Source organism: Kineococcus rugosus (assembly GCF_050871975.1).
Taxonomy (GTDB): domain Bacteria; phylum Actinomycetota; class Actinomycetes; order Actinomycetales; family Kineococcaceae; genus Kineococcus.
The window spans coordinates 45508-71630 of sequence record NZ_JBJLSJ010000015.1 but is presented as its reverse complement, the minus strand read 5'-3'; the positions used below and the strand labels follow the sequence as shown (position 1 = coordinate 71630).

The following is a 26123-nucleotide window of genomic DNA, read 5'->3' as shown; positions in this document are numbered from 1 at the left end:
CGTCAGGACGCCGCGCGCAGCAGGGCCGGGACGGCCGCCACCACCGTCCCGGCCACCACCAGCACGGTGTCCGCGCGCCGCCACGGCGCCGGCAGCGCCCAGCTGCGCCGCCCCGCCGACTCCGCCGCGAAACCGCGCGCGTCCATCGCCACCGACACCCGCCCGGCGCGGCGCACCGCGTCCACCAGCAGGCCGAACGCCGTCGAGCCCGCCCACCGCACCCGGCTCACCGGGCCCCGGCCCGGGCCCAGCCCCCGGACCCGGCGGGCGGCGGCGATCTGGTCCCAGGAGTCGGCCAGGGCGTCCAGGCGGCCCAGCGCGACGACCGCGGAGACCACCACGCGCGCCGGGACCCGCAGGCGCTGCGCCAGGTGGTCCCCCGCCTCGGCCGGGTCGACCCAGCTCAGCAGCACCAGCCCCGGCAGGACGAGGACGACCAGCCGCAGGCCCGCCGTCAGCGCCGCCGTCAGCGGGTCGTCGGCGTCACCGGCCAGGACCGTGGACCAGCCCACCGACAGCGCCGCCAGCACCGTGGGCAGCACCCGGCGCAGCAGCGGCCGGACACCGGTGACGACCAGCGGCAGGCAGAGCAGCTGCACCGCGAGGGCTCCGGCGGCCTGCCACCACTCCCGCACCGCGAACGCGCCGACCGCGCACAGCAGCCCGACCAGGAGCAGCGGCAGCGGCCCGCAGTGCCGCACGAGCGGGCCGGGACCGGCGCTGCGGCGCTCGGCGGCCGTCGGCGGGACGCCGTCGTCCACACCCGGGAGGGCCATGTCCACAGGTTCGTCCACACCGCTGTGCACAGAGCTGTGGACAGCCGTGTGGACAGGTGGGGGGTCGCTGGGGACGGTCCCGCGCGCCGGGCCGCTCACGCCGCCTCCCCCCGGACCGCCGTCGTGCCCGCCCGCAGGTGCACCCCGCGCGCACCGCCCACCAGCCGCTCGTCGTGCGTGCTCACCGCCACCGCCGCCCCGTCCCGGGCCGCGGCCGCCAGCAGCCCCGTCACCACCGCCCACGTCCCGCGGTCCTGGCCCACCGTCGGCTCGTCCGCCAGCAGCACCGCCGGGCCGGCCGCCAGGGCGCTCGCGAGCGCCAGCCGGCGCTGCTCCCCGCCGGAGAGGCGGAACGGGTTCAGGTGGGCGTGCCCGGCGAGGCCGAGCAGCTCCAGCAGGACGTGGCCGCGGGCGCTGCCGCGACCCAGGACGCGGGCGGTGACGTCGACCTCCTCGGCCACGGTGGCCGCCACGAACGTGTGCTCGGGGAACTGCGGCACCCAGCCGGTGCGGGCGGCGAGCTCGGCCGAGGTCCACGCGTGCGGGGTGCGCCGCCCGCGCGCCCCGGCCAGCTCCGGGGCCGCCAGCAGCCGCCCGGTGGGGCGCACCAGCCCGGCCAGGACGCGCAGCAGGCTCGACTTGCCCGACCCGCTGCCGCCCGTGACCGGGGTGAGCGCACCGGCGGGCAGCCGGACGTCCACCCCGGCCAGGACCGTCACCGGCGGCCGGGGGCGCAGCGAGCGCCGGGTGGCGACCAGGCCCAGCCCCTCGCCCCGCAGCGCGTCCCCGGCCACGGCCAGGACGGGGGCCAGGAGCCCGGCGGGGACGTCGACGGGGTCCGGGGCGCCCCGGCCGGGCCACCACAGGTCGTCGCCGGTGCGGGTCGCGGCGGGGGGTCCGTCGGCGGCGACGCGGCCGTCGGCGCCCAGGACGACGACGCGGTCGACGTGCGGGGCCCACCCGGCGAGGTCGTGGTCGACGACGACGAGGCTGCGGGTGCGGGACGGCTCGCGCACGGCGTCGAGCACCGCGGCGCGGACGGCGGCCGCGGTGGGGGCGTCGAGCATCGAGGTGGGCTCGTCCAGCAGCAGGACCGCCGGGTCGGCGGCCAGCGTCCCGGCCAGCGCCAGCCGCTGCCGCTCCCCGCCGGACAGGGTCGCGACCTCGCGGTCGCGGCCGGCGGTGAAGCGGGCGGCGCGGTGGGCGCGGGCCACCTCGCGCCAGGTCCTGGCCCGGTCCCGCCCGGCGTTCTCGGGCCCGAAGGCGGTGTCGCGCCCGGCGGTCTCGGCGACGACGGCGTCCAGCGGGTCCTGCACGAGGAGGCCGATCTCGCCGGGGGCGGGGGCGCGGCCGTCCAGCCGGACGTCGCCGGTGGCGTCGACCTCGTCGTCCAGGAGCCCGGCCAGGGCCCGCAGCACGGTCGACTTGCCCGCCCCGCTGGGCCCGACGAGCAGGACGCGCTCCCCGGCGGCGACGTCGAGGTCGACGTCGCGCACCAGCACCCGGTCCCCGCTGGTGACCGTGAGGCCGCGCAGGGTCAGGTCAGCCACGGTGCTCGCGGCCCGCGGCGAAGGCGGACAGCGCGCCGGTGCGGGCCAGCGCCCGGACCAGGGCCCAGCCCCCGAGCCCGGCGACCAGGGCGCCGGAGACGGCGAAGCAGGCGACGTAGACGGCCTGGAAGACGGGGGTCCACATCCCGGCGTAGTAGGCGAACAGCTCGTAGACGCCCTCCAGGACGGCGGCCAGCACCCCGCCGAGGACGGCGACGACGGGCCCGGCGGCGCGCCAGGCGAACAGCGCGAACGCGAGCTCGACGCCGACGCCCTGGATGGCGCCGGAGATCAGCACCCCGAACGCCCAGTGGCTGCCGAGCAGCGCCTCGACGGTCGCGGCGACCATCTCCGCCAGCAGCGCCGCCCCGGGCCGGCGCACCACGAGCGCGGCGACGACGGCCGGCAGCAGCCACACCCCGCTGAGCAGGCTCTGGACGAACGGGACGGCGGCGAAGAGGGGGGTGAGGGTGGTGTAGAGGACGCCCCACCCCCAGAAGACGACGCCGAACGCGACGCCGAGGACGGCGGCGGTGACGAGGTCGACGGTGCGCCAGCGGTGGGTACTGCGGGCGCGGCTGACGGTGCTGCTCATCGTTCCTCCTGGGTCCAGGAGGGGGACGCGCCGCCACCGCGGCCGCGCGTCGAGGACGTCCCGACTCCCTACGCCGGTCTGAACCGGATCAGGTTCGAGGGTCTGCGGAAACCCGCACTCTCAGCGCCCCACGGCGCTCCCCTGTCGTGTGGGGGCGACCTTACCCCCCTGCCGCCCCGGCGGTCCCCGGCCGCGGGGCTGGGAGGATGGGGGGTGTGCTGAGGATGATGCGCGGTCCGGACGGTGGGCCCTCGCGGGCGGTGAAGCTGATGACGCTCGTCGTCGTCCTCGCGGTGCTCGCGGGCAGCGCCGCCGCGCTGACCCCCCTCCTGGGCTGGCTCCTGGACCTGCTGTAGGGCAAGGTCGGGCCCATGAGCTCGTTCGTCTGGAAGTTCGTCGGCCCCGGTGCCGGCTTCCTCGCGACCGCTGTCGCGAGCCGTGTCACCAAGAAGGCGTGGGTCGCGGTGACCAAGTCGCCGCCGCCGGACAACCCGGAGGACCCGGACGTCGCCTGGCGGCAGGCCGTCGTGTGGGCGCTGGCCTCCGGCGCGATCATCGGCGTGACCCGCCTGCTCGTCGAGCGCCAGGCCGCGGTCTGGTACCGCAGGAGCTTCGGCGAGCTGCCGCCCGGCCTGGGCCCCGGCGACGACGGCGGGACGAAGGCCAACGCCTGACCGCTCCGGGTGCGGTCCCGGCACCGCGGTGGTGCAGTGGGACCGCACCGGGAGACCCCCGGTCGCGAGGGTTGGAGGAACGATGAGCGCCAGCGACAAGATCAGCAACGCCGCGCAGGACCTCGCCGGGAAGGCGAAGGAAGCCGCCGGCGGCGCGAAGGACGACGAGGGGCTGCGCCGCGAGGGTCAGAAGGACCAGGCCGCGGCCGACCTGAAGCAGCGCGGCGAGCACGTCAAGGACGCGTTCAAGGGCTAGCCGAACCGCTCCACCAGCCGGTCCTGCAGGGCGTCGACGACGGGGTCGACGACCTGCAGGTCCGGGTGGGCGTCGTGGTGCGCGACGATCTCCCGCGCCCCCTGCGCGAACGCCGTGGTGGCCGCGAAGCCCGGCACGAACCGCTTGAGCCTGGTGTTGTCGAAGACCACCGAGTGCGCCTTGTCCCCCAGCAGGCTCGGGCCCCGGTCGGGGGCCTCGCGGGCGATGACGTCGCTGGGGACGTGCACGATCCGGGGGTCGGGGACCCCGGCGGCCGCCGCGAGGCGGCGGGCGATCCCGTCCCAGGTGAGGACCTCGTCGCCGGTCAGGTGCAGGGCGTCGCCGATCGTGGCGGGCTCGCCGAGCAGCGGCACGAACCCGCGGGCGAAGTCGGTGTGGTGGGTGAGGACCCACGTGGAGGTGCCGTCGCCGTGGACGACGACGGGGTCGCCGCGGCGCATCCGGTCGATCGCGGTCCAGCCGCCGTCGAGGGGGATGCTGGTCCGGTCGTAGGTGTGGCTGGGGCGGATGACGAACGCGGGGAACCCGGTCTCGCGCCACGCGCGGGTCAGCAGCTCCTCGCAGGCGATCTTGTCGCGCGAGTACGACCAGAACGGGTTCCGCAGCGGCGTGGACTCGGTGATCGGCAGGTGCGCGACGGGTTTGGCGTAGGCGCTGGCGCTGGAGACGAAGACGTACTGGCCGGTCCGGCCGGTGAACAGCTCGACGTCGGCGGCGACGTGGTCGGGGGTGAAGGCGATGAAGTCCACGACGGCGTCGAACTCCTCACCGCCCAGCGCCTCCCGCACGGCCGCGGGGTCGCGGACGTCGGCGGTCAGCGTCCGGGCGCCCTCGGGGACGGGGCGCCGGCCGGTGCCGCGGTTGAGGACCGTCAGGTCGACGCCGCGCTCGACGGCGAGCGCCGCGCAGGCCGAGCTGATGATCCCGGTGCCGCCGATGAACAGGACGCGCAACGCCATGCCGACTCCTCCGTCGTCCGCGGGCCGGTGACCCGGCCCCTCGGCGACCCTAGGCCCCGAGCGGGGGTGCCGCGACCGGTCCACCGGGTGGTTGACGGGTCAGACCTCGGATCAATAGCGTCGATCACCGCCCGACTCGTCGTCCTGCAGCACGCTGCCGCGCCGACTCGGCTCTCCGACCCCACCAGACGTCCGAGGTTTCCGTTCCCCATGACCCGGCACCTGCTGTCCTGCCCGGCTCCCGCCGCGCGCTTCGCCGACTCCTTCCTGCTCGGCGACGGGCGCCTCGGCGTGACCGTCGCCGGGGGGATCGGGTCCGAGCGGTACGACCTGAACGCCGACACCCTGTGGTCGGGCGGGCCCCTGCCGGCGCGGCGGGACGCGGGCGCGGCGGACGTGCTGCCCGCGCTGCGCGCCGCGGTCGCGGCCGGCGACCACGCCCTCGCCGACGAGCTGGGGCGGCGGCTGCACGCGGACGGGTACACCGAGTCCTACCAGCCCGTCGGGCACCTCACCTGGGCCTACGACCCGGCGGCGACGAGCGGGGACGTCCAGGAGTACGCGCGGGAGCTGGACCTGGCCCGGGCGCTCAGCACCACCCGCTACACCGGCCGGCACGGGGGCGCGGGCGGGCCCGTGGCGCTGGAGACGTTCGTCGACCCCGTCGGCAGCGTCGCCGTCACCGTCCTCGACCGGCCCGGGCCCGGCCCGGGCCCGGCGCCGCTGACGTTCACCAGCCCGCACCCGCTGGGCGTGCAGCGGCACGAGGACCTGCCCGGGGGGCGGCTCACGCTGGCCGCCGGGCGCGTCCCGGCCGCGGTCGTCCCGAACTACGTGCCGGACGAGGACCCCGTCCGCTACGCCGACGACGGACCCGACGCCGCGGGGACCGTCGCGCGCGGCACCGGGTTCGCCGTCGCCGCCCTGGAGCAGGTGGTCGAGGGCCGGCCCCGGGTCCTGACCACGGTCGTCACCGGTTTCCGCGGCCCCCGCGAACGTCCCGGCGCCGACCTCGAGGCCCTCCTGGACCGGGCCCGGGAACGGGTGCTGGCCGTCGCGGCCACCCCCACCGGGGTCCTGCGCGAGCGCACCGAGCAGGCGCACCGGGTGTTCTTCGACCGCAGCGAGGTCGAGCTGGGACCGGCCGCCGGGCACGAGCGCACGGCGGCCGAGGCGGAACTGCTCTTCGACCTCGGCCGGTACCTGCTGATCGCCTCCTCCCGCCCCGGCACCCAGGCCGCGAACCTGCAGGGCATCTGGAACGTCGACGTCCGGCCGGGGTGGAGCAGCAACTACACGACCAACATCAACCTCACGATGAACTACTGGGCCGCCGAGCCCACCGGGCTGGGCGAGCTGCACACCCCCCTGTTCGACCTGGCCCTGGACCTGGCCGACGCGGGCCGGGAGACGGCCCGGCTGGACTACGGCGCCGCCGGGGCCGTCGTGCACCACAACACCGACCTGTGGCGGTTCACCCGGGCCGTCGCGGGGCAGCCGCTGTGGTCGAACTGGACCGGCGCGCTGCCGTGGGTCGCCGCGCACGCGTACGACCACGTCGACTTCGGCTCCGGCGACGACCGGTTCGTGCGGGACGTGGCGCTGCCGGTGCACCGCGCCGCGGCCGCCTTCGCCCTCGACCTGCTCGTCGACGACGGGGCGGGCCGGCTCGTGGTGAGCCCCTCGACCTCCCCGGAGAACACGTTCGTGCTGCCCGGGGGGTCGTCGGCGGCGATCACCGCGGGGTCCACGATGGACCAGGAGCTCGTCACCGAGGTCTTCGCGCACTACCTGGACCTGCTGGCGCGCAGCGGGACCGTCGACCCGGCGGACCACGACCTCGCCGGGCGGGTGCGGGAGGCCGCCGCGCGGGTGCGGCCGCCCGCGGTCGTCGACGGCGTCCTGCAGGAGTGGGACCCCGGCAAGGTGTCCGCCGAACCCGGGCACCGGCACGTCTCGCACCTGTACGGGCTGTTCCCCGGGACCCGGATCACCGCCTCGCGCACCCCCGGGCACCGGGACGCGGCGTGCCGGGCGCTGGAGGAGCGGCTGCGCCACGGCGGGGGGCACACGGGCTGGAGCCGGTCCTGGGCCGTCGCCCTCGCCGCCCGCCTGGGCCAGGGGGACCGGGCCGCGGAGCACCTGCGGGTGCTCGTGGAGGACCTCGCGTCGGACTCGCTGCTGGACATGCACCCGCACCCGCACTGGCCCGGTGGGGCGATCTTCCAGATCGACGGCAACTTCGGCGTCACGGCGGGGATCTGCGAGGTGCTCGTCCAGGGGCACGACGACGCGGTGGACCTGCTGCCGGCGCTGCCCGCCGCGTGGCCGTCGGGGCGGTTCCGGGGCCTGCGGGTGCGCGGCGGGCACCGCGTGGACGCCCGCTGGTCCGGCGGGCGGCTGGTGGGGGCGCGGGTCCTGGCGGGCACCGGCGGTCAGCTCGCGGTCCGCGCCCCCGCCGACGGGCTGGAGGTCCTGCGCGGGGACGAGGTGGTCGCGACCGCCACCGCCGCGGCCGACGGCACCACCACCGTCCGGTGGGACGCCGCGGCGGGCGACGGGCACGTCGTCCGCGTCCCCGGCGCCGTCCCCGGCGCGCGGCCGCCCGCGGGCGACGGCACAGTGGCCGGATGAGCGGGCAGAGCACCGACCACGTGGACCCGCGGGACAACGCCGAGGTGCGGGCCGTGCAGGAGGGCGGCAGCCGCGAGAACGCCCGGGCGTCGGGCTCCGGCCCGGTGCCCAGCCCGGCGCGCGACCCGCAGGACCCCCTCGGCGTGGACGACGACGCGGCCGACGGCACCGGGCAGGGCGACCCGATCGCGGGGGTCCGCATCAGCGAGGAGGACGCCGCGAACGCCGTCCCCGGCGACGACGGCCCCGAGGGCACCCGCTGAGGCGACCCCGAGCACGACGAAGGCCCCGGTCCAGCGGACCGGGGCCTTCGGGCGGAGCGGGTGACGAGAATCGAACTCGCACTATCAGCTTGGGAAGCTGAAGTTCTACCATTGAACTACACCCGCGCACCCCTGCGAGCAGGAGCGGGACCACTGTACCGGACCCCGGGGGGTGCTCGCACCGGCGGTAGCCTCACGCCCGTGCTGCTCTCCGACCGCGACATCCGCGCCCAGCTCGAGTCCGGCCGCGTCGGGCTGGACCCGTTCGACCCGTCGATGGTCCAGCCCAGCAGCGTCGACGTGCGGCTGGACCGCTTCTTCCGCCTCTTCGACAACCACAAGTACTCGGTCATCGACCCGGCGCAGGAGCAGCCCGACCTGACGCGCCTGGTGGAGACGGCGCCGGACGAGGCGTTCATCCTGCACCCGGGCGAGTTCGTCCTGGGCTCGACGTACGAGGTCGTGTCGCTGCCCGACGACATCTCCGCGCGGCTGGAGGGCAAGAGCAGCCTGGGCCGGCTGGGGCTGCTGACGCACTCGACGGCCGGGTTCATCGACGCGGGCTTCTCCGGGCACGTGACGCTGGAGCTGTCCAACGTCGCGACGCTGCCGATCACGCTGTGGCCGGGGATGAAGATCGGCCAGCTGTGCTTCTTCCAGCTGTCCTCCCCCGCCCAGGCCCCCTACGGCAGCGACGCGTCGGGCTCGCGCTACCAGGGTCAGCGGGGGCCGACGCCGAGCCGTTCGGCGCTGCACTTCCACCGCACGAGGGTCTGAGCACCCCGTTCGGCCCAGCGCGCGGGGCCGGACGCTTCAGGTGCGGGCCGCGGACGCCGTTGTCACCAGGGTGGGAGCACCGGTGACGACCGACGAGGGGGGCGCGATGGCGCGCCCCGCCTCCGGCGCGCCCGCGGCGCGCGGCACCTCCGCCCGGGGCGAGCTGTCGCCGGTCCGGGTGGGCCGGCAGGGCATCTACGACGCCGGCCGCACCCTCGTGGCGTACGAGCTGCTCTTCCGCAACCACGGCGGCACCAGCGCGGACCTGGCCGAGGGCGCGGAGCAGGACCACGCGACGTCGCAGGTCATCAGCGCCACCTTCGGCGACTTCGGCGTGGAGCAGATCGCGGGCGACCGGCCGCTGTTCCTCAACCTGACGCGCCCGTTCTTCACCGGTGAGCTGCCGGTGCCGTGCTCCCCGGAGCAGGTGGTGCTGGAGCTGCTGGAGAACATCACCGTCGACGAGGAGGTCCTGCTGGGCCTCATCCGGTTGCGGGCGCTGGGGTACCGGATCGCCGTGGACGACTTCAACGGCGAGGAGTCGCGGTTGCCGGCGCTGGCGCTGGCCGACTACGTGAAGATCGACCTGGAGGCGTCGGGGGACGACTTCGAGCGCGTCCTGGCGATGGCCCGCGAGCACGCCCCGGACGCCCTGGTCGTGGTGGAGCGCATCGAGGACGAGGCGATGCTCGCCCGGTGCGCGGCGGCGGGCGCGGACCTGTTCCAGGGGTACGGGCTGCAGCGGCCGGTGACGCTGGAGGCGATGAGCCTGACGCCGTCGCAGCTGGTGTGCCTGCGGCTGGTGCGGGCGCTGACGGGGGCCGAGGCCCCGATCCGGGAGATCGAGGAGCTGGTGGCCTCGGACCCGGCGCTGAGCCTGCGGGTGCTGCGGACGGTGTCCTCGGTGGCCCACGGCACGCGCGGGGAGATCCGGTCGCTGCGGCAGGCGATCGTCCTGCTGGGCCCGCGGCAGCTGTGCTCGTGGGTGGTGCTGATGCTGCTCGGCGGGGTGACGACGGTGGACACCGAGTCCCTGACGATGGTGCTGACGCGGGCGGCGGCGGTGTCCCGGCTGGCCGACGACGACGTGGACCTGGGGTACACGGTGGGGCTGCTGTCGGGGCTGGCGACCGTGCTGGGGATGGCCGAGGAGGAGCTGGTCGCGACGACGGGCGTGGCGCAGTCGGTGCGGACGGCGCTGGTGGGCCGGCGGGGTGCGGCGGGGCGGGCGCTGCAGGCGGTGCTGGCGTACGAGGAGGACGAGCCGCTGGTCATCTCGAACGCGGGGCACGCGGTGTACGAGGTCTCCCGCGCCTACTTGGCTGCTCTCAGTGGCGCGATGGTCACTGTGAGTGCAGTCTTGCAGGGTCACTGACCCGGGGACCGACCAGGGACACGTCGCCGGGGTGCGCCGGCGAGCGCCCCGGACCTACCCTGGCGCCGTGACCGAGAACCGGGAGGACCTGCCCGACGGCTCGACCACCGAGCCCGCGGGGCCTGCCGACGACGGCGAGGCGCGGGCCCTCGAACTGGCCCACCGGGTCTTCGAGCACGCCCGCAACGGCCGCGTGCGCGAGCTGTGCGGCTACCTCGACCTCGGGATCCCGGTGAACTCCACCGACAGCGAGGGCAACTCCCTGGTGATGCTGGCCGCCTACCACGGCCACCCCCGCACCGTCCTGGCCCTGCTGGAGCGCGGCGCCGACCCCGACCGCACCAACGGCCGGGGCCAGACCCCGCTCACCGGCGCCGTCTTCAAGGGCGAGCTGGAGGTCGTGGCCGCCCTCGTCGCCGCCGACGCCGACCCGTACCTGGGGTCCCCCAACGCCCTGGAGTCGGCCCGGTTCTTCGGCCGCGAGGACCTGCTCGACCTGCTGGAGGTCCCCGAGGTCGACTGAACCGGGCCGCCCCCGCCCCCGGCCGTCGGTAGCCTGGCCCCGTCGGCGTGATCGCGTCGTCCTCGACACCGCACCGCCGGAGGCCGCACGTGGAGCAGGGCCCGGTGCGGCGACGCCCGCTCGTCGTGCGGCACCCCGCCCAGGTCGTGGCGCTCGGGTTCACCGCCGCCGTCCTCCTCGGGACCGCGCTGCTGTCGCTGCCGGTGGCCCGCCGGGGCGCCGGCGCCGCCGCCTCCGTCGACGCCCTGTTCACCGCGGTCAGCGCGCTGTGCGTCACCGGGCACGTCGTCGTCGACACCCGGGAGCACTGGTCCACCTTCGGGCTCGTCGTCATCCTGGCGCTCGCCCAGGTCGGCGGCTTCGGGATCATGACGTCGGCCTCGCTGCTGGGGGTCTTCGCCTCCCGCCGCCTGGGCCTGCGCTCGCGGATGCTCACCGCGACCGAGTCGCGCGGCCTGGACCTCGGCGACGTCCGCAGCGTCCTGCTCGGCGTCGTGCGCGTCTCCGTCCTCGTCGAGCTGGTGACGGCCGTGCTGCTCACCTCGCGCCTGTTCACCGGGTACGACCGCAGCCTCCCGTCGGCCGCCTGGGAGGGCACCTTCCTGGCCGTCTCGTCCTTCAACAACGCCGGGTTCGTGCTGCGCTCGGACAGCATGACCGACTTCGTCGCCGACCCCTGGATGTGCCTGCCGGTGGTGGCGGCCTCCTTCCTCGGCGGGCTGGGCTTCCCGGTCCTGCTGGAGCTGCGCAAGCAGTTCCGGACCCCGCAGCGCTGGTCGCTGCACACCCGGCTGACGCTGGTCACGACCGTCCCGCTGCTGGTCGTCGGCACCTTCTTCCTGACCGTCAACGAGTGGCGCAACCCGGCCACGCTGGGCGCGCTGGACTGGTGGGCCCGGCCGCTGGCGGGGTTGTTCCAGGCCTCCGCGACGCGCAGCTCCGGCTTCAACTCCATCGACATCACGCAGATGAACGGCGGGTCCTGGCTCGTCATGGACGTGCTGATGTTCATCGGCGGCGGGTCGGCGTCGACGGCCGGCGGCATCAAGGTGACGACGTTCGCGCTGCTCGCCGTCGCCGTCTACGCCGAGTTCCGCGGGGAGGCCACCGTCACGGTGTTCCAGCGCCGCGTCGCCGACCGCGTGGTCCGGCAGGCCCTGACGGTGGCGCTGGCCTCGGTGGGCGTGGTGGTCGTCGCGACGATCGTCCTGGTGGAGATGACCCGCGCCCCGCTCGACATGGTGGTGTTCGAGGTGATCTCGTCGTTCGCGACGGTGGGCCTGAGCTCGGGCCTGCTGGTGCAGCTGCCGGACGCCGGGCAGGTCATCCTGGCCCTGCTCATGTTCCTCGGCCGCATCGGGCCCATCACGCTCGGTGCGGCGCTGGCGCTGCGTGACCGCACGCGGCTGTACGACTACCCCGAAGGAAGGCCGATCATTGGGTAGCAAGCGCTCGGCTCTGGCCAGTCCCCGGTCGGTCGTCGTGATCGGCCTCGGCCGGTTCGGCCGCTCCCTGGCCCTGGAGCTCATGGAGGACGGTCAGGTCGACGTCCTCGGCATCGACAACGACCCCCGGCTCGTCGACGAGCTCGCGGGGTCCCTGACGCACGCCGTGGTCGCCGACTCCACCCGCGAGGAGGCGTTGCGGCAGCTGTCGGTGCACGAGTTCGACCGGGCCGTGGTGGGCATCGGGACGAACCTGGAGGCGAGCATCCTGACGGTCTCGACGCTGCTCCAGTTCGGCATCCGCAACGTGTGGGCCAAGGCGATCAGCGAGTCGCACGCGCGGATCCTCACCCAGCTCGGCGCGCACAAGGTGATCCGCCCCGAGCACGAGATGGGCCTGCGGGTGGCGCACCTGGTGCGGGGCCGGATGCTGGACTACATCGAGTTCGACGACGGCTACGCCATGGTGAAGACGACCCCGCCGAGCCCCATCGTGGGCAAGAGCCTGGGGCAGGTGAAGCTGCGCAGCACGTACAAGGTGACCGTCGTGGCCCACCACAAACCGGGTGAGGGGTTCACCTACGCCACCCCGGAGACCGTCCTGGCCGCCGACGACGTGATCATCGTCTCGGGCCAGATCCGCGACGTGGAGGCGTTCAGCGCGCTGTCCTGACCCGGGGCCGGCCGGGCCCGCCGGGTCGGCCGGCCCGGTCAGCCGTCCCGGTCGTCCCGGTCGGCGGTGACGGAGTCGTCGTTGTCGCGGCGGTCCACCCCGGGCAGGCGGCGGCGCTCGGGCTCGCCGCGCTCGGCGCGGGTCAGGTCGATGGTGCTGCGCCGGTCGACGCGCCGCCGCCGGTCCTCGTCGGCGTGGCTGCTCGTCGCCCGTTCGTCACTCACCGCTCCAGCTCACCACGTCCCGTGGTCCCCTGTCGCGTTGTCGGGCGGACGCGGCGGTTTTATAGTGTCCCTATGCAACTAAATAGGGAGCCGAGCCTGCTGAAGCAACCCGTCGCCGTGTGGGCCGTCGCCTTCGCGGCCGTCGTCTCCTTCATGGGCATCGGCCTGGTCGACCCGATCCTGCCCGCCATCGCCGGGCAGCTCGGCGCCACCCGGGCCCAGACCCTGCTGCTGTTCACGTCCTACCTCGGCATCACCGGCCTGGCGATGCTGCTGACCGGCTGGGTCTCCAGCCGCTTCGGGGCCAAGAAGACCCTCCTGGCCGGGCTGGCGCTCATCGTCGTCTTCGCCGCCCTCGCCGGGTCCGCCGGGTCCATCGGCCAGATCGTCGGCTTCCGCGCCGGCTGGGGCCTGGGGAACTCCCTGTTCATCGCCACCGCGCTCGCCACCATCGTCGGCGCGGCCAGCGGCGGCACCGCCGCGGCGATCATCCTCTACGAGGCCGCGCTCGGCCTGGGCATCGCCACCGGCCCCCTCCTGGGCGGCCTGCTCGGCGAGGTCTCCTGGCGCGGGCCGTTCTTCGGCACCGCCGCCCTCATGGCCGTCGCGTTCGTCGCCATCGCCACCCTGCTGCCCACGACGCCGCGGCCGGCCGCGCGCACCTCCGTCAAGGACCCCGTGCGGGCCCTGCGGCACCCCGGCCTGCGCACCGTCGCGATCACGGCGTTCCTCTACAACGTCGGGTTCTTCACCCTCCTGGCCTACACGCCGTTCGCGCTCGGGATCACCTCCCCCGTCCGCCTCGGGCTCGTCTTCTTCGGCTGGGGCGTCTGCCTGGCGCTGGCCTCCGTCGTCCTCGCCCCGCGGCTGCGGCACCGCTTCGGGGCCGTCCCCGTCGTCGCCGGGGTGCTGGTCGCGTTCGCGCTCGTCCTCGCCGTCGAGGCGGTCTTCGTCCACTCGCAGGCCGTCCTCGTCGTCGGCACCGTCGTCGCCGGGATCCCCCTGGGCGTGAACAACACCATCGTCACCGAACTCGTCATGGAGGTCTCCCCCGTCCCGCGCGCGACGGCGTCGGCGGCCTACTCCTTCGTCCGCTTCCTCGGCGGGGCGATCGCGGCCTGGGCCGTGGGCGAGCTCGGCGAGGTGTTCACCGACTGGTCCCCGTTCGCGCTCGGGGCGGTCGGCGTGCTCGCCGGGCTGCTCGTCCTGCTCGGCGGGCGCCGGCACCTCGCCGTCGCGCACGACGGCCCCGCCGCGGGCTCCCCCGCCCAGGCGCAGGCGCTGACCGCCGGCGACGCCTGAACCGTCAGCCCGGGTACCCCAGCGTCGCCGCCTCGGGCAGCTCGGCGTCCCCCACGGCCAGCGCGAACCGGGCGAAGCCGTCCCCCACGACGGCCCGGTCCTGCGGGCTCATCCGGGCCAGCACGGCCTCGAACTCGGCCCGGCGGCGGTCCAGGACCTCCCGCACGAGCAGCCGCGCCCGCGCGGTCGGGGCGACGAGGACCTCCCGGCGGGTGTCGGGGTTGTCCTCGCGGGTGACCCAGCCGGCCGCGACCAGCCGGTCCACCGCGCGGGTGAACGTGGAGGGGTGGACACCGATGGCGGCGGCCAGCGCACCGCTGCGCAACGGGCCGCGGGAGCAGATCAGCACCAGGACGCGGTACTGCTGCAGGGTGAGGGACCCCATGGCGCCCGAGAGGGAACGGACGCTGATGCCCACGACGGCACGGGACCCCGCGAGCACGGCTTCGACGTCGTCGTCGACCTGCTGATCGGGTGGTGGCACGCAGCGGATGCTAGTGGCCGGGCCGCGCCGCGCGAGCCGAGTCGGCCCATCCCGCGGACGCCGTCACGACGACCCCCTCCGGGGCCCCGCCCCGACCCGCCCGCGCGGTCCGGGGGACCGCGGAGCAGGATGCCGCCATGGACGAGCGCGACATCCACCGTCAGATCAACGACCTGGTCGCCACCGAGCACCGCCTGCGCGAGGCGCTGGCGGCCGGTGAGCTCAGCGCCGAGGAGGAGCACGCCCAGCTGCGGGCCGCCGAGGAGGCCCTGGACCAGTGCTGGGACCTGCTGCGCCAGCGCGACGCCCGCCGCGCCGCCGGGCAGGACCCCGACGGCGCGCAGGCGCGGCCCGTCAGCGAGGTCGAGCACTACCAGCAGTGAGGAAACCCGTCGCGGGCCCCCGGGGGCGTCGGCCACAGTGGGTGGCGTGACGCGACCGGTGGTGCTCGTGACGGGGGTCGGACGCGAGGTCGGCATCGGGGCCGGGATCGCGACGCGGCTGGCCGGGGACGGCTGGGACGTGGCGACGAGCCACTGGACGCCCTACGACGAGCGGATGCCCTGGGGACCGCAGCCCGAGGGCCCCGACCACGTCCACGCGCGGCTGCGCGGGGCGGGGGCCCGCACGGTCGCCGTCCCCGCGGACCTGGCCGACCCCGCGGCCCCGGCGCGGCTGTTCGACGAGGTCGAGGCGGCGCTCGGGCCGGTGACGGCGCTGGTGCTGTGCCACTGCGAGTCGGTGGACTCCTCGATCCTGGACACGACGGTCGAGAGCTTCGACCGGCACGTCGCCGTCAACGCGCGGGCCTCCTGGCTGCTCGTCGCGGAGTTCGCCCGCCGGTTCCGGGGCGCGACCGGGACGGGCCGGATCGTGGCCCTCACCAGCGACCACACCGTCCACAACCTGCCCTACGGCGCGAGCAAGGGGGCGCTGGACCGGATCGTCCTGGCCGCGGCGCGGGAGCTGGAGCACCTGCGGCTGACCGCCAACGTGGTCAACCCCGGGCCGGTCGACACCGGCTGGATGGACGACGAGCTCCGCGCGAGCGCGCTGGCCCGCAACCCGCTGGGCCGCCTGGGGACGCCGCGGGACACCGCCAACCTCGTCGCGTTCCTGCTCTCGGAGCAGGGCGGGTGGGTCAACGGCCAGCTGCTGTCCTCCGACGGCGGCTGGACGGCCTGAGCGGTCGGGCGGGGCTCAGCGGCCCCCGGCGCGGCGGCGGCCCAGCGTGAGGGCCTCGTGCAGCTCCTCGTCCGACAGCGGCGCCCCGGGCAGCGGCTGGTGACCGGTGCGGGCGGGCCGCAGGCCGTCGAGCAGCACGCCCAGGGTGCGGCGCCAGTGCTGCGGGCTGGCGGTGCCGCCGATCTCGGCGGCGGCCTGGACGGCGTGCAGCAGGGTGGCGACGTCGGTGCCGGCGACGTCGGGGCGCAGCACGCCCGCGTCGCGGCAGCGGGCGGTGAGCCGGTCGACGCGGGGACCGAGCTCGGCGCGGGCCAGGGTGACCCCGACCTGCCCGTGCCGGGGGGACAGCAGCGCGTCGCGCAGGCCGCGGTCGGCGGCCATCCGGGCGCTGGCGGCCTCCAGGTAGCCGACCAGGCCCTCCCACGGGTCGGTCGTGGCGCAGGCGGTCTCGGCGAGCCCGACGAGGTCGCGGATGCGTTCCTCGAACAGCGCCTCGACGAGGGCGTCCTTGTCGGCGAAGCGCCGGTAGACGGTGCCCACGCCCAGGCCGGCGTGGTGGGCGACGTCGTCGAGGGTGGCGGCCAGCCCGCGGTCGGCGAAGACCTCGACGGCGGCGGCCAGGATCCGCTGGCGGTTGCGCTCGGCGTCGCGCCGCAGCGGCCGCGGCTCCAGCGCCTCGGTGGTGGTCACCGGGGCATCCTACCCACGAAGCGGAGGCCGGACCTCCTCTTCGACTGCTACCCTGGGGACGAAAGCGGAGAAGTCGTCTCCGCTGAGTGGAGGACACCCCAGGATGAGCAGCACCGAGCAGGGCCGGCACCTCGCGCCCCGCGACGCGACGGACCCCACCGGGTCCCGCACCCCCCGGCCCCGCACCAGCCCCGAGGGCCGGCACGGCGCCGCCCCCGGCCCCGCCACCGGACGGGCGCAGTGGGTCGTGCTGGCCGTCCTGTCGCTGGCCCAGCTGATGGTCGTCCTGGACGCCACCATCGTGAACATCGCGCTGCCCACCGCCCAGCACGCGCTCGGGTTCTCCGACGAGGACCGCCAGTGGGTCGTGACCTCGTACGCGCTCGCCTTCGGCAGCCTGCTGCTGCTCGGCGGCCGGCTGTCCGACCTCGTCGGGCGCAAGCCCACGTTCCTCGTCGGCCTCGTCGGCTTCGGCCTCGCCTCCGCCCTCGGCGGCGCCGCCGACAGCTTCGCCGTCCTCATCGCCGCCCGCGCCCTCCAGGGCGTCTCCGGGGCGCTGCTGGCCCCCGCCGCGCTGTCCCTGCTCACCACCACCTTCACCGACCCCGCCGCGCGCACCAAGGCGTTCGGCATCTTCGGCGGCGTCTCCGGCGCCGGCGGCGGCATCGGCCTGCTGCTCGGCGGCCTGCTCACCGAGCACCTGTCCTGGCGCTGGTGCCTCTACATCAACGTCGTGCTCGCCGTCGTCGCCGTCGCCGCGGGCGCGCTGCTGCTCAAGCACGAACGCTCCCCGCAGCGCCCCGCCCTGGACTGGGCCGGGACCGCGCTGGCCGTCCTCGGCCTCGTCGGCGTCGTCTACGGCCTGGCGAACGCCGAGTCGAACGGCTGGTCGGCCCCCGCCACCTGGGGCTTCCTCACCGCCGGGCTCGTGCTGCTCGCGGTGTTCTGCTGGTGGCAGACCCGCGCCGCGCACCCGCTGCTGCCGCTGCGCGTCGTCCTGGACCGCGACCGCGGCGGCGCCCTGCTCGGCATCGCCGTCGTGGGCGCCGGGATGTTCGGCATCTTCCTGTTCCTGACCTACTACATGACCTCGACGCTGGGGTACTCCCCCGTCCAGACCGGGCTCGGGTTCCTGCCGATGATCGCGGCGATCTCCGTCGCCGCGGGCGTCGTCGGGTCGGTCCTCATGCCGCGCGTCGGGCCGAAGCCCCTGACCCCCACCGGCCTGCTGCTGGCCGCGGTCGGCATGGCCTGGCTGACCCGCATCCAGGTCGACTCCGGCTACGCCGGGACGATCCTGCCCGGCCTGGTCGTCACCGGCCTCGGCCTCGGGTTCGTGTTCGCCTCGGCGATGGCGACCGCCACGCTGGGCGTGCGGGCCTCCGACGCCGGGGTCGGCTCGGCGATGGCGAACACCTCCCAGCAGATCGGCGGGTCCATCGGCACCGCCCTGCTGTCCGCCTTCGCCGGCAGCGCCGCGGCGGACTGGGTCGCCGGGAACGTCACCGGGGCGCCCACCGCGGCCGACCTCGCGCAGGCCGCCGTCGCCAGCTACCACACCGCGTTCTGGTGGTCGGCGGGCCTGTTCGCCGCCGGCGCCGTCGTGACGCTGCTGCTGCTGCGCCCCGGCGCCCCGGTCGTCGACCCCGACGCCGCGCCCGTCGTCGCGCACTGACCCTCGCGGTCACAGGCGGTTCACCGCCCGCTCCCGGCAGCGTCGCCGGGGGTTGGGGCGCGCTCCCTAGGTTCGCCGCACCACCGAACCGAACGGAGAACCCCTGTGCGCACCCCCCGTCGCCGTCCCACCCTCGTCCTGGCCCTGGCCGGCGCCGCCGTCCTCGCCCCGCTGGGCGCGGGCGGCGCCGCCGCGGCCACCCGCCCCCTCGCGGCCGACCCCGTCGTCCTGGGCGAGGCCCCCGCCGCGGTGCAGCCGCTGCGGCAGGCCCACGCGCACAACGACTACGAGCACGAGCGCCCGCTGCTCGACGCCCTCGACCGGGGTTTCACCAGCGTCGAGGCCGACGTGTACCTCGTCGACGGCCAGCTCCTCGTCGCCCACGACCCCGAGGACCTCGACCCGGCGCGCACGCTGCAGTCGCTGTACCTGGAACCGCTGGAGGACCTCGCCGAGGCCGGCGGCGGCAGCGTCTACGGGGACGGGGAACCGGTCCAGCTGCTCATCGACATCAAGGGCGACGCCGTCGCGACGTGGCTGGCGATCGAGGACGTCCTGGCCCAGTACCCGACGACCATGACGTCGTTCACGATGACCGACACCGGGTACGACGCCACGCCGCGCGCCGCGACCGCCGTCATCTCCGGCAACCGCCCGGTCGACCTCATGGCCCGCGACCACCTGCGCTGGTCGGCCTACGACGGCCGCTCCGGGGACCTGCGCAACGGCTCCGACCCCGACTTCATGCCGCTGGTCAGCGACAACTGGGCCAACCAGTTCACCTGGCGCGGGGAGGGCGAGATGCCCGCCGCGGAACGCCAGAAGCTCGTCGAGTTCGTCACCGCCGCGCACCTGGCCGGGCGCGAGGTCCGGTTCTGGAACACCCCCGACGCCCCCGGCCCGGCCCGCGACGCCGTCTGGGCCGAGCTCGTGGCCGCGCAGGTCGACCAGATCAACACCGACGACCTCGACGGGCTGCGCGACTTCCTCCTGGCCCAGCCGCAGGCCTGAGGGCCGGTGCCCGCCCCGGACGCTCCGGGGCGGGCACGCGGGACCGCTCCCCCGCCCGACGACACCGGTCGCTCACCGCCGTTCGCCGGCAGGGGATCTCCTGCGGGCAGAAACCCCTCCCCCGCACCGGCCGGCGGGACGACGGTGGTGGGGCGGGGACGCCCGGTCCCCCACCGCGGAGAGGAGATCGGACATGAGCACCGCCACCCCGGCCGGCCCGTTCGAGGACCAGCTGTCGCAGCGCCTGCTGTTCCAGCGGATCGTCGTCCTCGGGCAGGAGGTCGACGACGCGGTCGCGAACCGCGTCGCGGCCCAGCTCCTGCTGCTGTCGGCCGACGACCCCAGGAGCGACATCGCGCTCTACGTCAACTCCCCCGGCGGTTCCATCAGCGCCGGCCTGGCGATCTACGACACGATGCAGCTGATCCCCAACGACGTCTCGACGCTCGTCATGGGGATGGCCGCGAGCATGGGCCAGTTCCTGCTGTGCGCGGGGACCGCCGGGAAGCGCTACGCCCTGCCGCACGCGCGGGTGATGATGCACCAGCCGTCCGGCGGGATCGGCGGCACGGCGGCCGACATCGCCATCCAGGCCGAGAACCTCGCGCACACCAAGGCCACGATGCAGCGGCTGATCGCCGAGCACACCGGCCAGGACGTCGCGACGATCGAGGCCGACTCCCAGCGCGACCGCTGGTTCACCGCCGAGGAGGCGCGGGAGTACGGGCTGGTCGACCACGTGGTCACCGGGGTCTCCGACGTGCGGCTGGGCTCGGCCCGGAAGGTGGGTCTGTGATGGGGTACCCGGTCCCGTACGTCGTGGAGACGACCCCGCGCGGGGAACGCACCTCGGACGTGTTCAGCCGGTTGCTGTCGGACCGGATCGTGTTCCTGCACGGCGAGATCGACGACGCGGTCGCGAACGTCGTCATCGCCCAGCTCGTGCACCTGGCCTCGGAGTCGCCGACCGCGGAGATCAGCCTGTACATCAACTCCCCCGGGGGCTCGGCGACGGCGCTGATGGCGGTCTACGACACGGTGCAGTTCGTCGCCCCGGACGTCGCGACGTTCTGCGTGGGCCAGGCGGCGTCGGCGGCGGCCGTCCTGCTGGCCGCCGGGGCACCGGGGAAGCGGTCGGTGCTGGAGCACTCGCGGGTCCTGCTGCACCAGCCGTCCGGGGGTGCGCAGGGCACGGCGGCCGACCTGCAGATCCAGGCGAAGGAGGTGCTGCGGATCCGCGCGGAGATCGAGCAGGTCCTGGCCCGGCACACGGGGCACTCCGTGGAGCGGCTGCGCGCCGACCTGGACCGCGACCTGGTCCTGCCCGGCGCCGAGGCCGTCGCGTACGGCGTCGCGGACCGCGTCATCACCCCCGCCGGCCTGCGCTGACCGGCCCGGCGGTCAGGCGGCCAGGGACAGCCGCACGTCGGGGCCGCGGGAGGGGGCCGGGCCCACCGGCCGGACCGGAGCGGGCGGGCGCACCGCGGCGGGGGCGCCGGTGAGGTCCGCGACGTGCGCACCGGCCCGCAGCAGCAGGTCGACCAGCGTCAGGCCCAGCGCGCCGCAGATCGCGGCCAGGACCTCCGAGGACGGTTCCTTGCGCCCGCGCTCGACCTCCGACAGGTACGGCAGGGAGACCCGCGCGGCGTCGGCGACGTCGGACAGCGTCCGGCGCTGCGCGGTGCGCTCGGCGCGCAGGACCGCGCCGAAGGCGCTGCGCAGCAGCGGCGCGGGACGCGCGGGGACGAGCACCAGCTTCGGCACGGCAACCTCCGGCGGTCGGTCCGGACCGACGCTACGCCCGCGGCGGGGCCGCCGCAGCACCGTCCGCTCGCAGCGGACGGCGCGGCGGCGGGTCGGGCTCGAGCGCCCGCGGCGGGGCGGGTGGAGGGGCCGGGAACGGGACGAGGCCCCCGGTCGGTGACCGGGGGCCTCGTGCGCGTAGCCCCGACGGGATTCGAACCCGCGCTACCGCCGTGAGAGGGCGGCGTGCTGGGCCGCTACACAACGGGGCCCCAGCGGACAGGTCCCCTCGCGGGAACCGCCGGGGAAGAGTCTACCCGCTGCCGCGGGGTGCGGCGCACCACCCGGGTGCGGGGCGGTGGAGGGCCGGTGGAGGGCGGGTGCGACGGACGCCGGAGGCGCCCAGGGACGATCGGGGGACGTGCGGGCCCCGCCGGCGTCCCTACGCTGTGGCGGTGAGCACGGTCGTCCCCCCCGCTGACCCGTGGGTGAGTCGCTGGCGGTTCGCGCCCCGGGCGCGCGACGTCCTGGCGGTCCTGGTGTCCCTCCTGCTGGGGCTGGCGTGGTTCCGCTCCACGGTCCTGGGCCCGGCCCGCAGCCAGGTCGAGGGGCCGCCGTCGTTCTCGGCGGTCTTCGGCTGGTGGTCGCAGGTCGGGGTGGGCGACGTCCTCGTCGCGCTGGTGGTGGTCGCCAACTGCGTGGCGCTGTGGTGGCGGCGCAGCCACCCGGTGCTGCTGTGCATCGTGTCGCTGGCCGTCGCGTTCGTCGTCGCGTTCGACGGGGCGCTGCTGTTCGCGCTGCTGACGCTGGCGGTGCGCCGCCGCGACCGGCTGCTGGTGCTGCTGGCGTCGGTGGGCGCGGTGGCGGTGACGACGACGGCCCTGCGCACGACGTACGACGGCGTCGTCGTGGCGCTGACGTTCTCGGTCGTGGCGGTGGCGCTGTGCGTGTTCGTGGGGGCCTTCGTCGGCGCCCGCCGCGACCTGGTCACGTCGTTGCGCGAGCGGGCCGAGCGCGCCGAGCACGAGCAGGTGCTGCGGGCCGACCAGGCCCGGCTGGCCGAGCGGACCCGGATCGCGCGCGAGATGCACGACGTCCTGGCGCACCGGATCTCGCTGGTCGCGCTGCACGCGGGGGGCCTGGAGGTGCGGCCGGACGTGGGCGCGGAGCAGGTGGAGGCGACGGCGGCGACGATCCGCGAGACCGCCCGCACGGCGCTGGAGGACCTGCGCCGGGTGCTGGGCGTGCTGCGGGCGCCGAGCACGGTCTCGGCGGCGGAGTCGGCGGCCGAGCTGGCGCCGCAGCCCACGCTGGTCGACGTGCGGCGCCTGGTGGAGTCCACGCGGGAGGCGGGGGTCGCCGCGGAGTTCGGCACCGACGTGCCGGTGCACGCCGACGTGCCGGCCGAGCTGGGGCGGACGGTGTACCGGGTGGTGCAGGAGGCCCTGACGAACGTGCACAAGCACGCGCCGTCGGCGCAGACGGTGGTCACGGTCTCCGGGGAGGTGGGCCGCGACATGATCGTCTCGGTGGTCAACGCCCCGCCGCGCGGGCGGTCGGCGGGGCTGCCCGGCGCCGGGTCGGGCCTGGTGGGGCTGTCCGAGCGGGTGGGCCTGGCCGACGGCACCATCACCTCCGGTCCCGAGCCGGGCGGGGGTTTCGCGGTGCGGGCGCGGCTGCCGTGGCCGGCGCCGGACGACCGGCCGCGCCCGGGCGCGTCGGCGGCGTGGACCCCGCCGGATGCGAGGATCGTGCGCACCCCGGCGGGTTCGGGCCGGGGCCAGGAGTGAGGTCGAGCGGGTGGACGGAGTGGAGGTGGGCGTGAGCGAGCAGCAGGGCAGGCCGACGAGGGTCCTGCTGGTGGACGACGACGCGCTGGTGCGCGCGGGCCTGCGGATGATCCTGTCCAGCGCCGACGACGTCGAGGTCGTGGGCGAGGCGGAGAACGGCGCGCAGGCCGTGGAGGGTGTCGCGGCGCACCGCCCCGACATCGTCCTGATGGACGTCCGGATGCCCGTGATGGACGGGCTGACGGCCGCGAAGGCCATCACCGAGCGGCCGCAGGCGCCGAGCGTGGTGATGCTGACGACGTTCGACCTCGACGAGTACGTGTTCCAGGCGCTGCAGGCCGGGGCGACGGGGTTCCTGCTGAAGGACACCCCGCCGCGCGAGCTCGTCTCGGCCGTGCGGGTCGTCGCGGCCGGGGAGGCGATGCTGTCGCCGACGGTGACGCGGCGGCTGGTGGGGCACTACGCGGCCGACGCGGTGAACCCGCGCCGCCGGGAGGCCGCCGAGCGGCTGCAGCTGCTGACCGACCGGGAGCGGGAGGTGCTGGGCGCGGTGGGCCGCGGGTTGTCGAACGCGGAGATCGGCCGGGAGCTGTTCATGAGCGAGGCGACCGTGAAGACCCACGTGTCGCGGCTGCTGACGAAGCTGGGCGCGCACAACCGCGTGCAGGTCGCGATCGTCGCCCACGACGCGGGTCTGCTCGACGCCTGACGGGCGTCCGGCGGTGTCGAAGGACTTCACCCTCACGCAGCTGCGGTACTTCGCGGTGGTGGCGCAGCAGGGCAGCGTCACCGCCGCGGCCGCCCGGTTGCGGGTCTCGCAGTCGGCGCTGTCGTCGGCGGTGGCCCAGCTGGAGGCGGCGATGGGGACGGCGCTGTTCCGGCGCATCCCGCGGCGCGGGGTGGAGCTGACCGAGAGCGGTCTGCGGCTGCTGCGCGAGAGCCTGCCGCTGCTGGAGGCCGCCGACCAGCTGCCGGCCCGGGTGCGCCTGGACGAGGAGGTCCCGGGGGGCCGCCTGGTGGTGGGGGTGTACGAGCCGATCGCGTCGCTGCGGCTGCCGGGGGTGGTCGCGGAGTTCTCCCGGCGGCACCCGGCGGTGGAGGTGTCGATCGTGGAGGGGGACCAGGAGTCCGTCCGGCAGTCGCTGCTGTCGGGGGGTTGCGAGATCGCCCTGCTGTACAGCATGGGGCTGGACGGGGCGCTGCGCACGGAGGTGCTGGAGGAGCTGCCCCCGCACGTCATCGTCTCGGCCGGGCACCGGCTGGCGGCCCGCGCGCCGGGGCCGGTGAGCCTGGCGGACCTGGCGGAGGACCCGCTGGTGCTGCTGGACCTGCCGCACACGCGGGAGTACCTGCTGGGCCTGTTCGACGCGGCGGGGGTGACGCCGCGGGTGCGGCACCGGTTGTCGGGCTACGAGACGGTCCGCTCGTTCGTGGCCGTGGAGGGGTACGCGGTGCTGAACCGCCGGCTGCCGCACGGGCGGACGCACACGGGCGGGCGGGTCGTGGCGCTGGACCTGGCGGAGCGGTTGCCGCCGGTGCAGGTGGTGCTGGCGCAGGCCCTGGACACCCGGCCGACGCGGCGGGCGCGGGCGTTCGCGCAGGTGTGCCGCGAGGCGCTGGGGCTCCAGGACGACGGTGGCGCTCCTGCGCCGGGACGCCGGCTGGTGGCGGCACCGCGGAGCGGCTCGAGCTGAGCACGCGGCCGGGCGGACGACCCGGGAGGTTCGCGCCGTCCCCGGACGGCCTCAGCGGACGCCGTCCCCCGCGCCGCTGCGCCGGGGGACCTCGAGGGACCGCAGGAACAGTTCCACGAACCGGCGCGAGGCGGCTGCGGCCTGGTCCGGCGGGGACGCCGCGACGACCCCGGCGTTGCCCGCGACCAGCAGGTGCAGCTCGGTGAGCCCGACGTCGGGGCGCATCGCCCCCGAGTCCCGGGCGCGCCGGACGAGCGCGGTCAGGCGCTCGGCCTCCAGCGCGGACGTCGCCGCCGCCCCGGCCGGCGCCCGCCCCTGGAGGCAGGCTGCGAGCAGGTGGGCGGTGAACCCCTTGTCGCGGGCCTGTTCGGCGCAGAACCGGCGCAGGGCGGTGCGGAGCGCGGGCCACGGCTCGGGGTGCTGCTCGACGACGGAGAAGAACCGCGAGCAGTCGGCGTGCTGGTCGGCGAAAGCCGCCTCCACCAGCGCCTCACGCGTCGGGAACCGGCGGTAGAGGGTGGCGACGGCGACTCCCGCCCGGCGCGCGATGCGGCTCGTGGGCACGTCCGTGCCCGCCTCGGTGAACACGGCGCGGGCCGCGCTGACGATCTCGGCCCGGTTGCGTCCCGCGTCGGACCGCAGGTTCCCCGCGGCCCTCACCGGCAACTGCGACGAACTCACGCGGGTTCCTCTCACATGGCGCTGCGCGGTCGTTCCCGTCGACCGCTGGGCCGTACGTTCCCCACCACCGTACGTCCCGACCCGGAGGTTCCCCGTGCTCGCCGCCCGCTACCACCGTCACGGCCCACCCGAGGTGCTGCAGCTCGACGAGGTGCCCGTCCCCGTGCCCGAGCCGCACCAGGTGCTCGTCCGCGTGCGGGCCACGAGCGTCAACGGCGGGGAGTCGCACGTCCGGTCCGGGGCCCTGCGGCTCGTCACCGGCCGGCGACTGCCGCTCGGGGTCGGCATCGACGTCGCAGGCGTCGTCGCCGCCGTCGGCGACGACGTCCGGGACCTGACCGCGGGGCAGCCCGTCTGGGGGCTCCTGCCCCGGTCGGCGGCGGTCGCCCCCGTGGGGGCCGCAGCGGAGTTCGCCGCCGTCGACGCCGACCGCCTGGCGCTCCTGCCCCCGGGGCTGGACGCGGCGGGCGGGGTCGCCCTGCTGGCCGGCGGGACCACGTCGGTGACGGCCCTGTTCGTGCACGGCCGGCTGCGGGCCGGGCAGCGGGTCCTGATCCGCGGCGCGGCGGGCGGGGTCGGGTACGTGGCCGTCCAGCTGGCGCACGCGGCGGGGGCTCACGTCACCGCGCTGGCGAGGGGCTCGGTCCTCGAGGCCGTGCGCGGCCTGGGGGCGGACGAGGTGGTGGACTACCGGACCGTGCGGACGTCGGACCTCGGCCGGTTCGACCTCGTGGTGGACACCGCCGGGGGCGCGGGGCTGGGCGCGTTCCAGCGACTGGTCGTCCCCGGGGGCCGGATGGTGACGACCGCTCCGACGTCGCTGCCCGCGATCGCCGCCTCCGTCGTCCACGGGGCACGGCGCATCCGGTTCTTCAGCGGTGATCCCCGGCGCGCGGACCTGGCGGTCCTGCGGGCCCACGTCGAGCGGGGCGACGTCCGGCCCCTCGTGGCCACGGCACGTCCGCTGGGGCGGATCGCCGATGCGCACCGCGCTCTGGAGACGGGGGGCGGGGTCGGCAAGCACGTGCTGCTGGTCGGGCCGGACGTGCCCGGGTAGGTCCTGCACGCCGGGTCGGCTCACGCGCGCACCGGCCGATCGGTGCGGAACACGCCTCTTCCCCGG

The 26123-nt window shown here is 75.9% G+C and carries 30 protein-coding genes, 2 tRNA genes and 1 riboswitch; of the genes, 21 read left to right on the top strand and 11 right to left on the bottom strand.

All coding sequences use genetic code 11. From position 1 onward, the window contains the following. Positions 1–2: 2 nt before the first annotated feature. The 3 genes from ACRYM6_RS10725 to ACRYM6_RS10715 all read right to left on the bottom strand — a co-directional run bounded on the left by ACRYM6_RS10725 (position 3) and on the right by ACRYM6_RS10715 (position 2921). Complete coding sequence (locus tag ACRYM6_RS10725; protein ID WP_432542856.1) at positions 3–776, bottom strand: energy-coupling factor transporter transmembrane component T; 774 nt, start codon at positions 774–776, stop codon at positions 3–5. A gap of 95 nt (positions 777–871) precedes the next feature. Further along, entirely contained in the window at positions 872–2326 is a 1455-nt protein-coding gene (locus ACRYM6_RS10720; RefSeq protein WP_432542855.1) for an ATP-binding cassette domain-containing protein, read from the bottom strand. After that, positions 2319–2921 (bottom strand): ECF transporter S component, encoded by a 603-nt coding sequence (locus ACRYM6_RS10715; protein WP_432542854.1) that lies wholly within the window; start codon positions 2919–2921, stop codon positions 2319–2321. The genes ACRYM6_RS10720 and ACRYM6_RS10715 overlap by 8 nt, the downstream gene beginning before the upstream one ends. A gap of 48 nt (positions 2922–2969) precedes the next feature. Beyond that, positions 2970–3074, bottom strand: a riboswitch (TPP riboswitch). 62 nt (positions 3075–3136) lie between these two features. Between ACRYM6_RS10715 and ACRYM6_RS10710 the strand changes: the two genes are divergently transcribed. From ACRYM6_RS10710 to ACRYM6_RS10700, 3 genes are all read left to right on the top strand, one after another. After that, the gene (locus ACRYM6_RS10710) at positions 3137–3277 is read left to right on the top strand and encodes a hypothetical protein (RefSeq protein WP_432542853.1); all 141 of its coding nucleotides are present in this window, start codon (positions 3137–3139) and stop codon (positions 3275–3277) included. Positions 3278–3292: 15 nt separating this feature from the next. Continuing rightward, positions 3293–3595 carry a DUF4235 domain-containing protein gene (locus tag ACRYM6_RS10705; protein WP_432542852.1) on the top strand — a complete coding sequence of 101 codons (303 nt, stop codon included), beginning with the start codon at positions 3293–3295 and terminating at the stop codon, positions 3593–3595. Positions 3596–3677: 82 nt separating this feature from the next. Next, the gene (locus ACRYM6_RS10700) at positions 3678–3851 is read left to right on the top strand and encodes a CsbD family protein (RefSeq protein ID WP_432542851.1); all 174 of its coding nucleotides are present in this window, start codon (positions 3678–3680) and stop codon (positions 3849–3851) included. On the opposite strand, the gene ACRYM6_RS10695 is transcribed toward ACRYM6_RS10700, so the two are convergent. Then, a complete protein-coding gene (locus ACRYM6_RS10695; RefSeq protein WP_432542850.1) occupies positions 3848–4831 on the bottom strand; it encodes an NAD-dependent epimerase/dehydratase family protein in 984 nt (327 codons plus the stop codon). The two genes, ACRYM6_RS10700 and ACRYM6_RS10695, sit on opposite strands and share 4 nt — an antisense overlap. A gap of 210 nt (positions 4832–5041) precedes the next feature. Between ACRYM6_RS10695 and ACRYM6_RS10690 the strand changes: the two genes are divergently transcribed. After that, positions 5042–7465, top strand: a complete 2424-nt coding sequence (locus ACRYM6_RS10690) for a glycosyl hydrolase family 95 catalytic domain-containing protein (protein WP_432542849.1) — start codon at positions 5042–5044, stop codon at positions 7463–7465. Then, complete coding sequence (locus ACRYM6_RS10685) at positions 7462–7728, top strand: hypothetical protein (protein WP_432542848.1); 267 nt, start codon at positions 7462–7464, stop codon at positions 7726–7728. The genes ACRYM6_RS10690 and ACRYM6_RS10685 overlap by 4 nt, the downstream gene beginning before the upstream one ends. 55 nt (positions 7729–7783) lie before the next feature. On the opposite strand, the gene ACRYM6_RS10680 is transcribed toward ACRYM6_RS10685, so the two are convergent. Continuing rightward, positions 7784–7854, bottom strand: a tRNA-Gly gene (locus tag ACRYM6_RS10680). 75 nt (positions 7855–7929) lie between these two features. On the opposite strand from ACRYM6_RS10680, the gene dcd reads away from it, so the two are divergent. The 5 genes from dcd (at position 7930) to ACRYM6_RS10655 (ending at position 12521) form a co-directional block, all read left to right on the top strand. After that, the gene (dcd, locus tag ACRYM6_RS10675; RefSeq protein ID WP_432542847.1) at positions 7930–8505 is read left to right on the top strand and encodes a dCTP deaminase; all 576 of its coding nucleotides are present in this window, start codon (positions 7930–7932) and stop codon (positions 8503–8505) included. Positions 8506–8587: 82 nt separating this feature from the next. Beyond that, positions 8588–9880 (top strand): EAL and HDOD domain-containing protein, encoded by a 1293-nt coding sequence (locus tag ACRYM6_RS10670; RefSeq protein ID WP_432542846.1) that lies wholly within the window; start codon positions 8588–8590, stop codon positions 9878–9880. Positions 9881–9947: 67 nt separating this feature from the next. Further along, positions 9948–10403: an ankyrin repeat domain-containing protein gene (locus ACRYM6_RS10665; protein WP_432542845.1), complete on the top strand. Its 456-nt coding sequence runs from the start codon at positions 9948–9950 to the stop codon at positions 10401–10403. A gap of 104 nt (positions 10404–10507) precedes the next feature. After that, entirely contained in the window at positions 10508–11848 is a 1341-nt protein-coding gene (locus tag ACRYM6_RS10660; protein WP_432542844.1) for a TrkH family potassium uptake protein, read from the top strand. Positions 11849–11885: 37 nt separating this feature from the next. Further along, positions 11886–12521 carry a potassium channel family protein gene (locus tag ACRYM6_RS10655; protein WP_432542843.1) on the top strand — a complete coding sequence of 212 codons (636 nt, stop codon included), beginning with the start codon at positions 11886–11888 and terminating at the stop codon, positions 12519–12521. A gap of 38 nt (positions 12522–12559) precedes the next feature. Here ACRYM6_RS10655 and ACRYM6_RS10650 read toward each other — a convergent pair whose 3' ends face one another. Further along, positions 12560–12745 (bottom strand): hypothetical protein, encoded by a 186-nt coding sequence (locus ACRYM6_RS10650; protein ID WP_432542842.1) that lies wholly within the window; start codon positions 12743–12745, stop codon positions 12560–12562. A gap of 72 nt (positions 12746–12817) precedes the next feature. Here ACRYM6_RS10650 and ACRYM6_RS10645 point away from each other — a divergent pair, with 72 nt between their 5' ends. Further along, a complete protein-coding gene (locus ACRYM6_RS10645; protein ID WP_432542841.1) occupies positions 12818–14047 on the top strand; it encodes an MFS transporter in 1230 nt (409 codons plus the stop codon). A gap of 4 nt (positions 14048–14051) precedes the next feature. On the opposite strand, the gene ACRYM6_RS10640 is transcribed toward ACRYM6_RS10645, so the two are convergent. Further along, positions 14052–14531 (bottom strand): MarR family winged helix-turn-helix transcriptional regulator, encoded by a 480-nt coding sequence (locus ACRYM6_RS10640; protein WP_432542840.1) that lies wholly within the window; start codon positions 14529–14531, stop codon positions 14052–14054. A gap of 137 nt (positions 14532–14668) precedes the next feature. Here ACRYM6_RS10640 and ACRYM6_RS10635 point away from each other — a divergent pair, with 137 nt between their 5' ends. Continuing rightward, positions 14669–14914: a DUF2630 family protein gene (locus ACRYM6_RS10635; RefSeq protein WP_432542839.1), complete on the top strand. Its 246-nt coding sequence runs from the start codon at positions 14669–14671 to the stop codon at positions 14912–14914. A gap of 46 nt (positions 14915–14960) precedes the next feature. After that, complete coding sequence (locus ACRYM6_RS10630; protein ID WP_432542838.1) at positions 14961–15716, top strand: SDR family oxidoreductase; 756 nt, start codon at positions 14961–14963, stop codon at positions 15714–15716. 15 nt (positions 15717–15731) lie between these two features. On the opposite strand, the gene ACRYM6_RS10625 is transcribed toward ACRYM6_RS10630, so the two are convergent. Further along, a complete protein-coding gene (locus tag ACRYM6_RS10625) occupies positions 15732–16406 on the bottom strand; it encodes a TetR/AcrR family transcriptional regulator (RefSeq protein ID WP_432542837.1) in 675 nt (224 codons plus the stop codon). 103 nt (positions 16407–16509) lie between these two features. Between ACRYM6_RS10625 and ACRYM6_RS10620 the strand changes: the two genes are divergently transcribed. From ACRYM6_RS10620 to ACRYM6_RS10605, 4 genes are all read left to right on the top strand, one after another. After that, positions 16510–18081: an MFS transporter gene (locus tag ACRYM6_RS10620; protein WP_432542836.1), complete on the top strand. Its 1572-nt coding sequence runs from the start codon at positions 16510–16512 to the stop codon at positions 18079–18081. A gap of 171 nt (positions 18082–18252) precedes the next feature. After that, positions 18253–19092, top strand: coding sequence for a phosphatidylinositol-specific phospholipase C/glycerophosphodiester phosphodiesterase family protein (locus ACRYM6_RS10615; RefSeq protein WP_432542890.1), 840 nt, complete (start codon positions 18253–18255; stop codon positions 19090–19092). A gap of 193 nt (positions 19093–19285) precedes the next feature. Then, positions 19286–19888: a ClpP family protease gene (locus tag ACRYM6_RS10610; protein WP_432542835.1), complete on the top strand. Its 603-nt coding sequence runs from the start codon at positions 19286–19288 to the stop codon at positions 19886–19888. Next, positions 19888–20481: a ClpP family protease gene (locus tag ACRYM6_RS10605; protein ID WP_432542834.1), complete on the top strand. Its 594-nt coding sequence runs from the start codon at positions 19888–19890 to the stop codon at positions 20479–20481. Before ACRYM6_RS10610 ends, ACRYM6_RS10605 begins: the two co-directional genes overlap by 1 nt. A gap of 12 nt (positions 20482–20493) precedes the next feature. Here the strand turns inward: ACRYM6_RS10605 and ACRYM6_RS10600 are convergent, their stop codons facing one another. Together ACRYM6_RS10600 and ACRYM6_RS10595 are read right to left on the bottom strand one after the other, a co-directional pair. Continuing rightward, positions 20494–20856 carry a helix-turn-helix domain-containing protein gene (locus tag ACRYM6_RS10600; RefSeq protein ID WP_432542833.1) on the bottom strand — a complete coding sequence of 121 codons (363 nt, stop codon included), beginning with the start codon at positions 20854–20856 and terminating at the stop codon, positions 20494–20496. 178 nt (positions 20857–21034) lie between these two features. Next, positions 21035–21107, bottom strand: a tRNA-Glu gene (locus ACRYM6_RS10595). Positions 21108–21290: 183 nt separating this feature from the next. Here ACRYM6_RS10595 and ACRYM6_RS10590 point away from each other — a divergent pair. From ACRYM6_RS10590 to ACRYM6_RS10580, 3 genes are read left to right on the top strand one after another with little or no spacing between them, the layout of a single operon-like run. Then, a complete protein-coding gene (locus ACRYM6_RS10590) occupies positions 21291–22625 on the top strand; it encodes a sensor histidine kinase (protein WP_432542832.1) in 1335 nt (444 codons plus the stop codon). 31 nt (positions 22626–22656) lie between these two features. Further along, on the top strand, positions 22657–23334 hold the full coding sequence (locus tag ACRYM6_RS10585; protein ID WP_432542831.1) for a response regulator: 678 nt from the start codon (positions 22657–22659) through the stop codon (positions 23332–23334). Positions 23335–23347: 13 nt separating this feature from the next. Next, positions 23348–24319 (top strand): LysR substrate-binding domain-containing protein, encoded by a 972-nt coding sequence (locus ACRYM6_RS10580; RefSeq protein ID WP_432542830.1) that lies wholly within the window; start codon positions 23348–23350, stop codon positions 24317–24319. Positions 24320–24370: 51 nt separating this feature from the next. Here the strand turns inward: ACRYM6_RS10580 and ACRYM6_RS10575 are convergent, their stop codons facing one another. After that, positions 24371–25000 carry a TetR/AcrR family transcriptional regulator gene (locus ACRYM6_RS10575; RefSeq protein ID WP_432542829.1) on the bottom strand — a complete coding sequence of 210 codons (630 nt, stop codon included), beginning with the start codon at positions 24998–25000 and terminating at the stop codon, positions 24371–24373. 94 nt (positions 25001–25094) lie between these two features. On the opposite strand from ACRYM6_RS10575, the gene ACRYM6_RS10570 reads away from it, so the two are divergent. After that, positions 25095–26057, top strand: coding sequence for an NADP-dependent oxidoreductase (locus tag ACRYM6_RS10570; protein ID WP_432542828.1), 963 nt, complete (start codon positions 25095–25097; stop codon positions 26055–26057). Positions 26058–26123 lie beyond the last annotated feature (66 nt).

Coding starts and splice junctions, on each gene's coding strand:
- ACRYM6_RS10725 (WP_432542856.1), bottom strand. CDS start 776: ATGGCCCTCCCGGGTGTGGACGACGGCGTCCCGCCGACGGCCGCCGAG.
- ACRYM6_RS10715 (WP_432542854.1), bottom strand. CDS start 2,921: ATGAGCAGCACCGTCAGCCGCGCCCGCAGTACCCACCGCTGGCGCACC.
- ACRYM6_RS10705 (WP_432542852.1), top strand. CDS start 3,293: ATGAGCTCGTTCGTCTGGAAGTTCGTCGGCCCCGGTGCCGGCTTCCTC.
- ACRYM6_RS10700 (WP_432542851.1), top strand. CDS start 3,678: ATGAGCGCCAGCGACAAGATCAGCAACGCCGCGCAGGACCTCGCCGGG.
- ACRYM6_RS10695 (WP_432542850.1), bottom strand. CDS start 4,831: ATGGCGTTGCGCGTCCTGTTCATCGGCGGCACCGGGATCATCAGCTCG.
- ACRYM6_RS10690 (WP_432542849.1), top strand. CDS start 5,042: ATGACCCGGCACCTGCTGTCCTGCCCGGCTCCCGCCGCGCGCTTCGCC.
- ACRYM6_RS10685 (WP_432542848.1), top strand. CDS start 7,462: ATGAGCGGGCAGAGCACCGACCACGTGGACCCGCGGGACAACGCCGAG.
- ACRYM6_RS10645 (WP_432542841.1), top strand. CDS start 12,818: ATGCAACTAAATAGGGAGCCGAGCCTGCTGAAGCAACCCGTCGCCGTG.
- ACRYM6_RS10635 (WP_432542839.1), top strand. CDS start 14,669: ATGGACGAGCGCGACATCCACCGTCAGATCAACGACCTGGTCGCCACC.
- ACRYM6_RS10620 (WP_432542836.1), top strand. CDS start 16,510: ATGAGCAGCACCGAGCAGGGCCGGCACCTCGCGCCCCGCGACGCGACG.
- ACRYM6_RS10610 (WP_432542835.1), top strand. CDS start 19,286: ATGAGCACCGCCACCCCGGCCGGCCCGTTCGAGGACCAGCTGTCGCAG.
- ACRYM6_RS10605 (WP_432542834.1), top strand. CDS start 19,888: ATGGGGTACCCGGTCCCGTACGTCGTGGAGACGACCCCGCGCGGGGAA.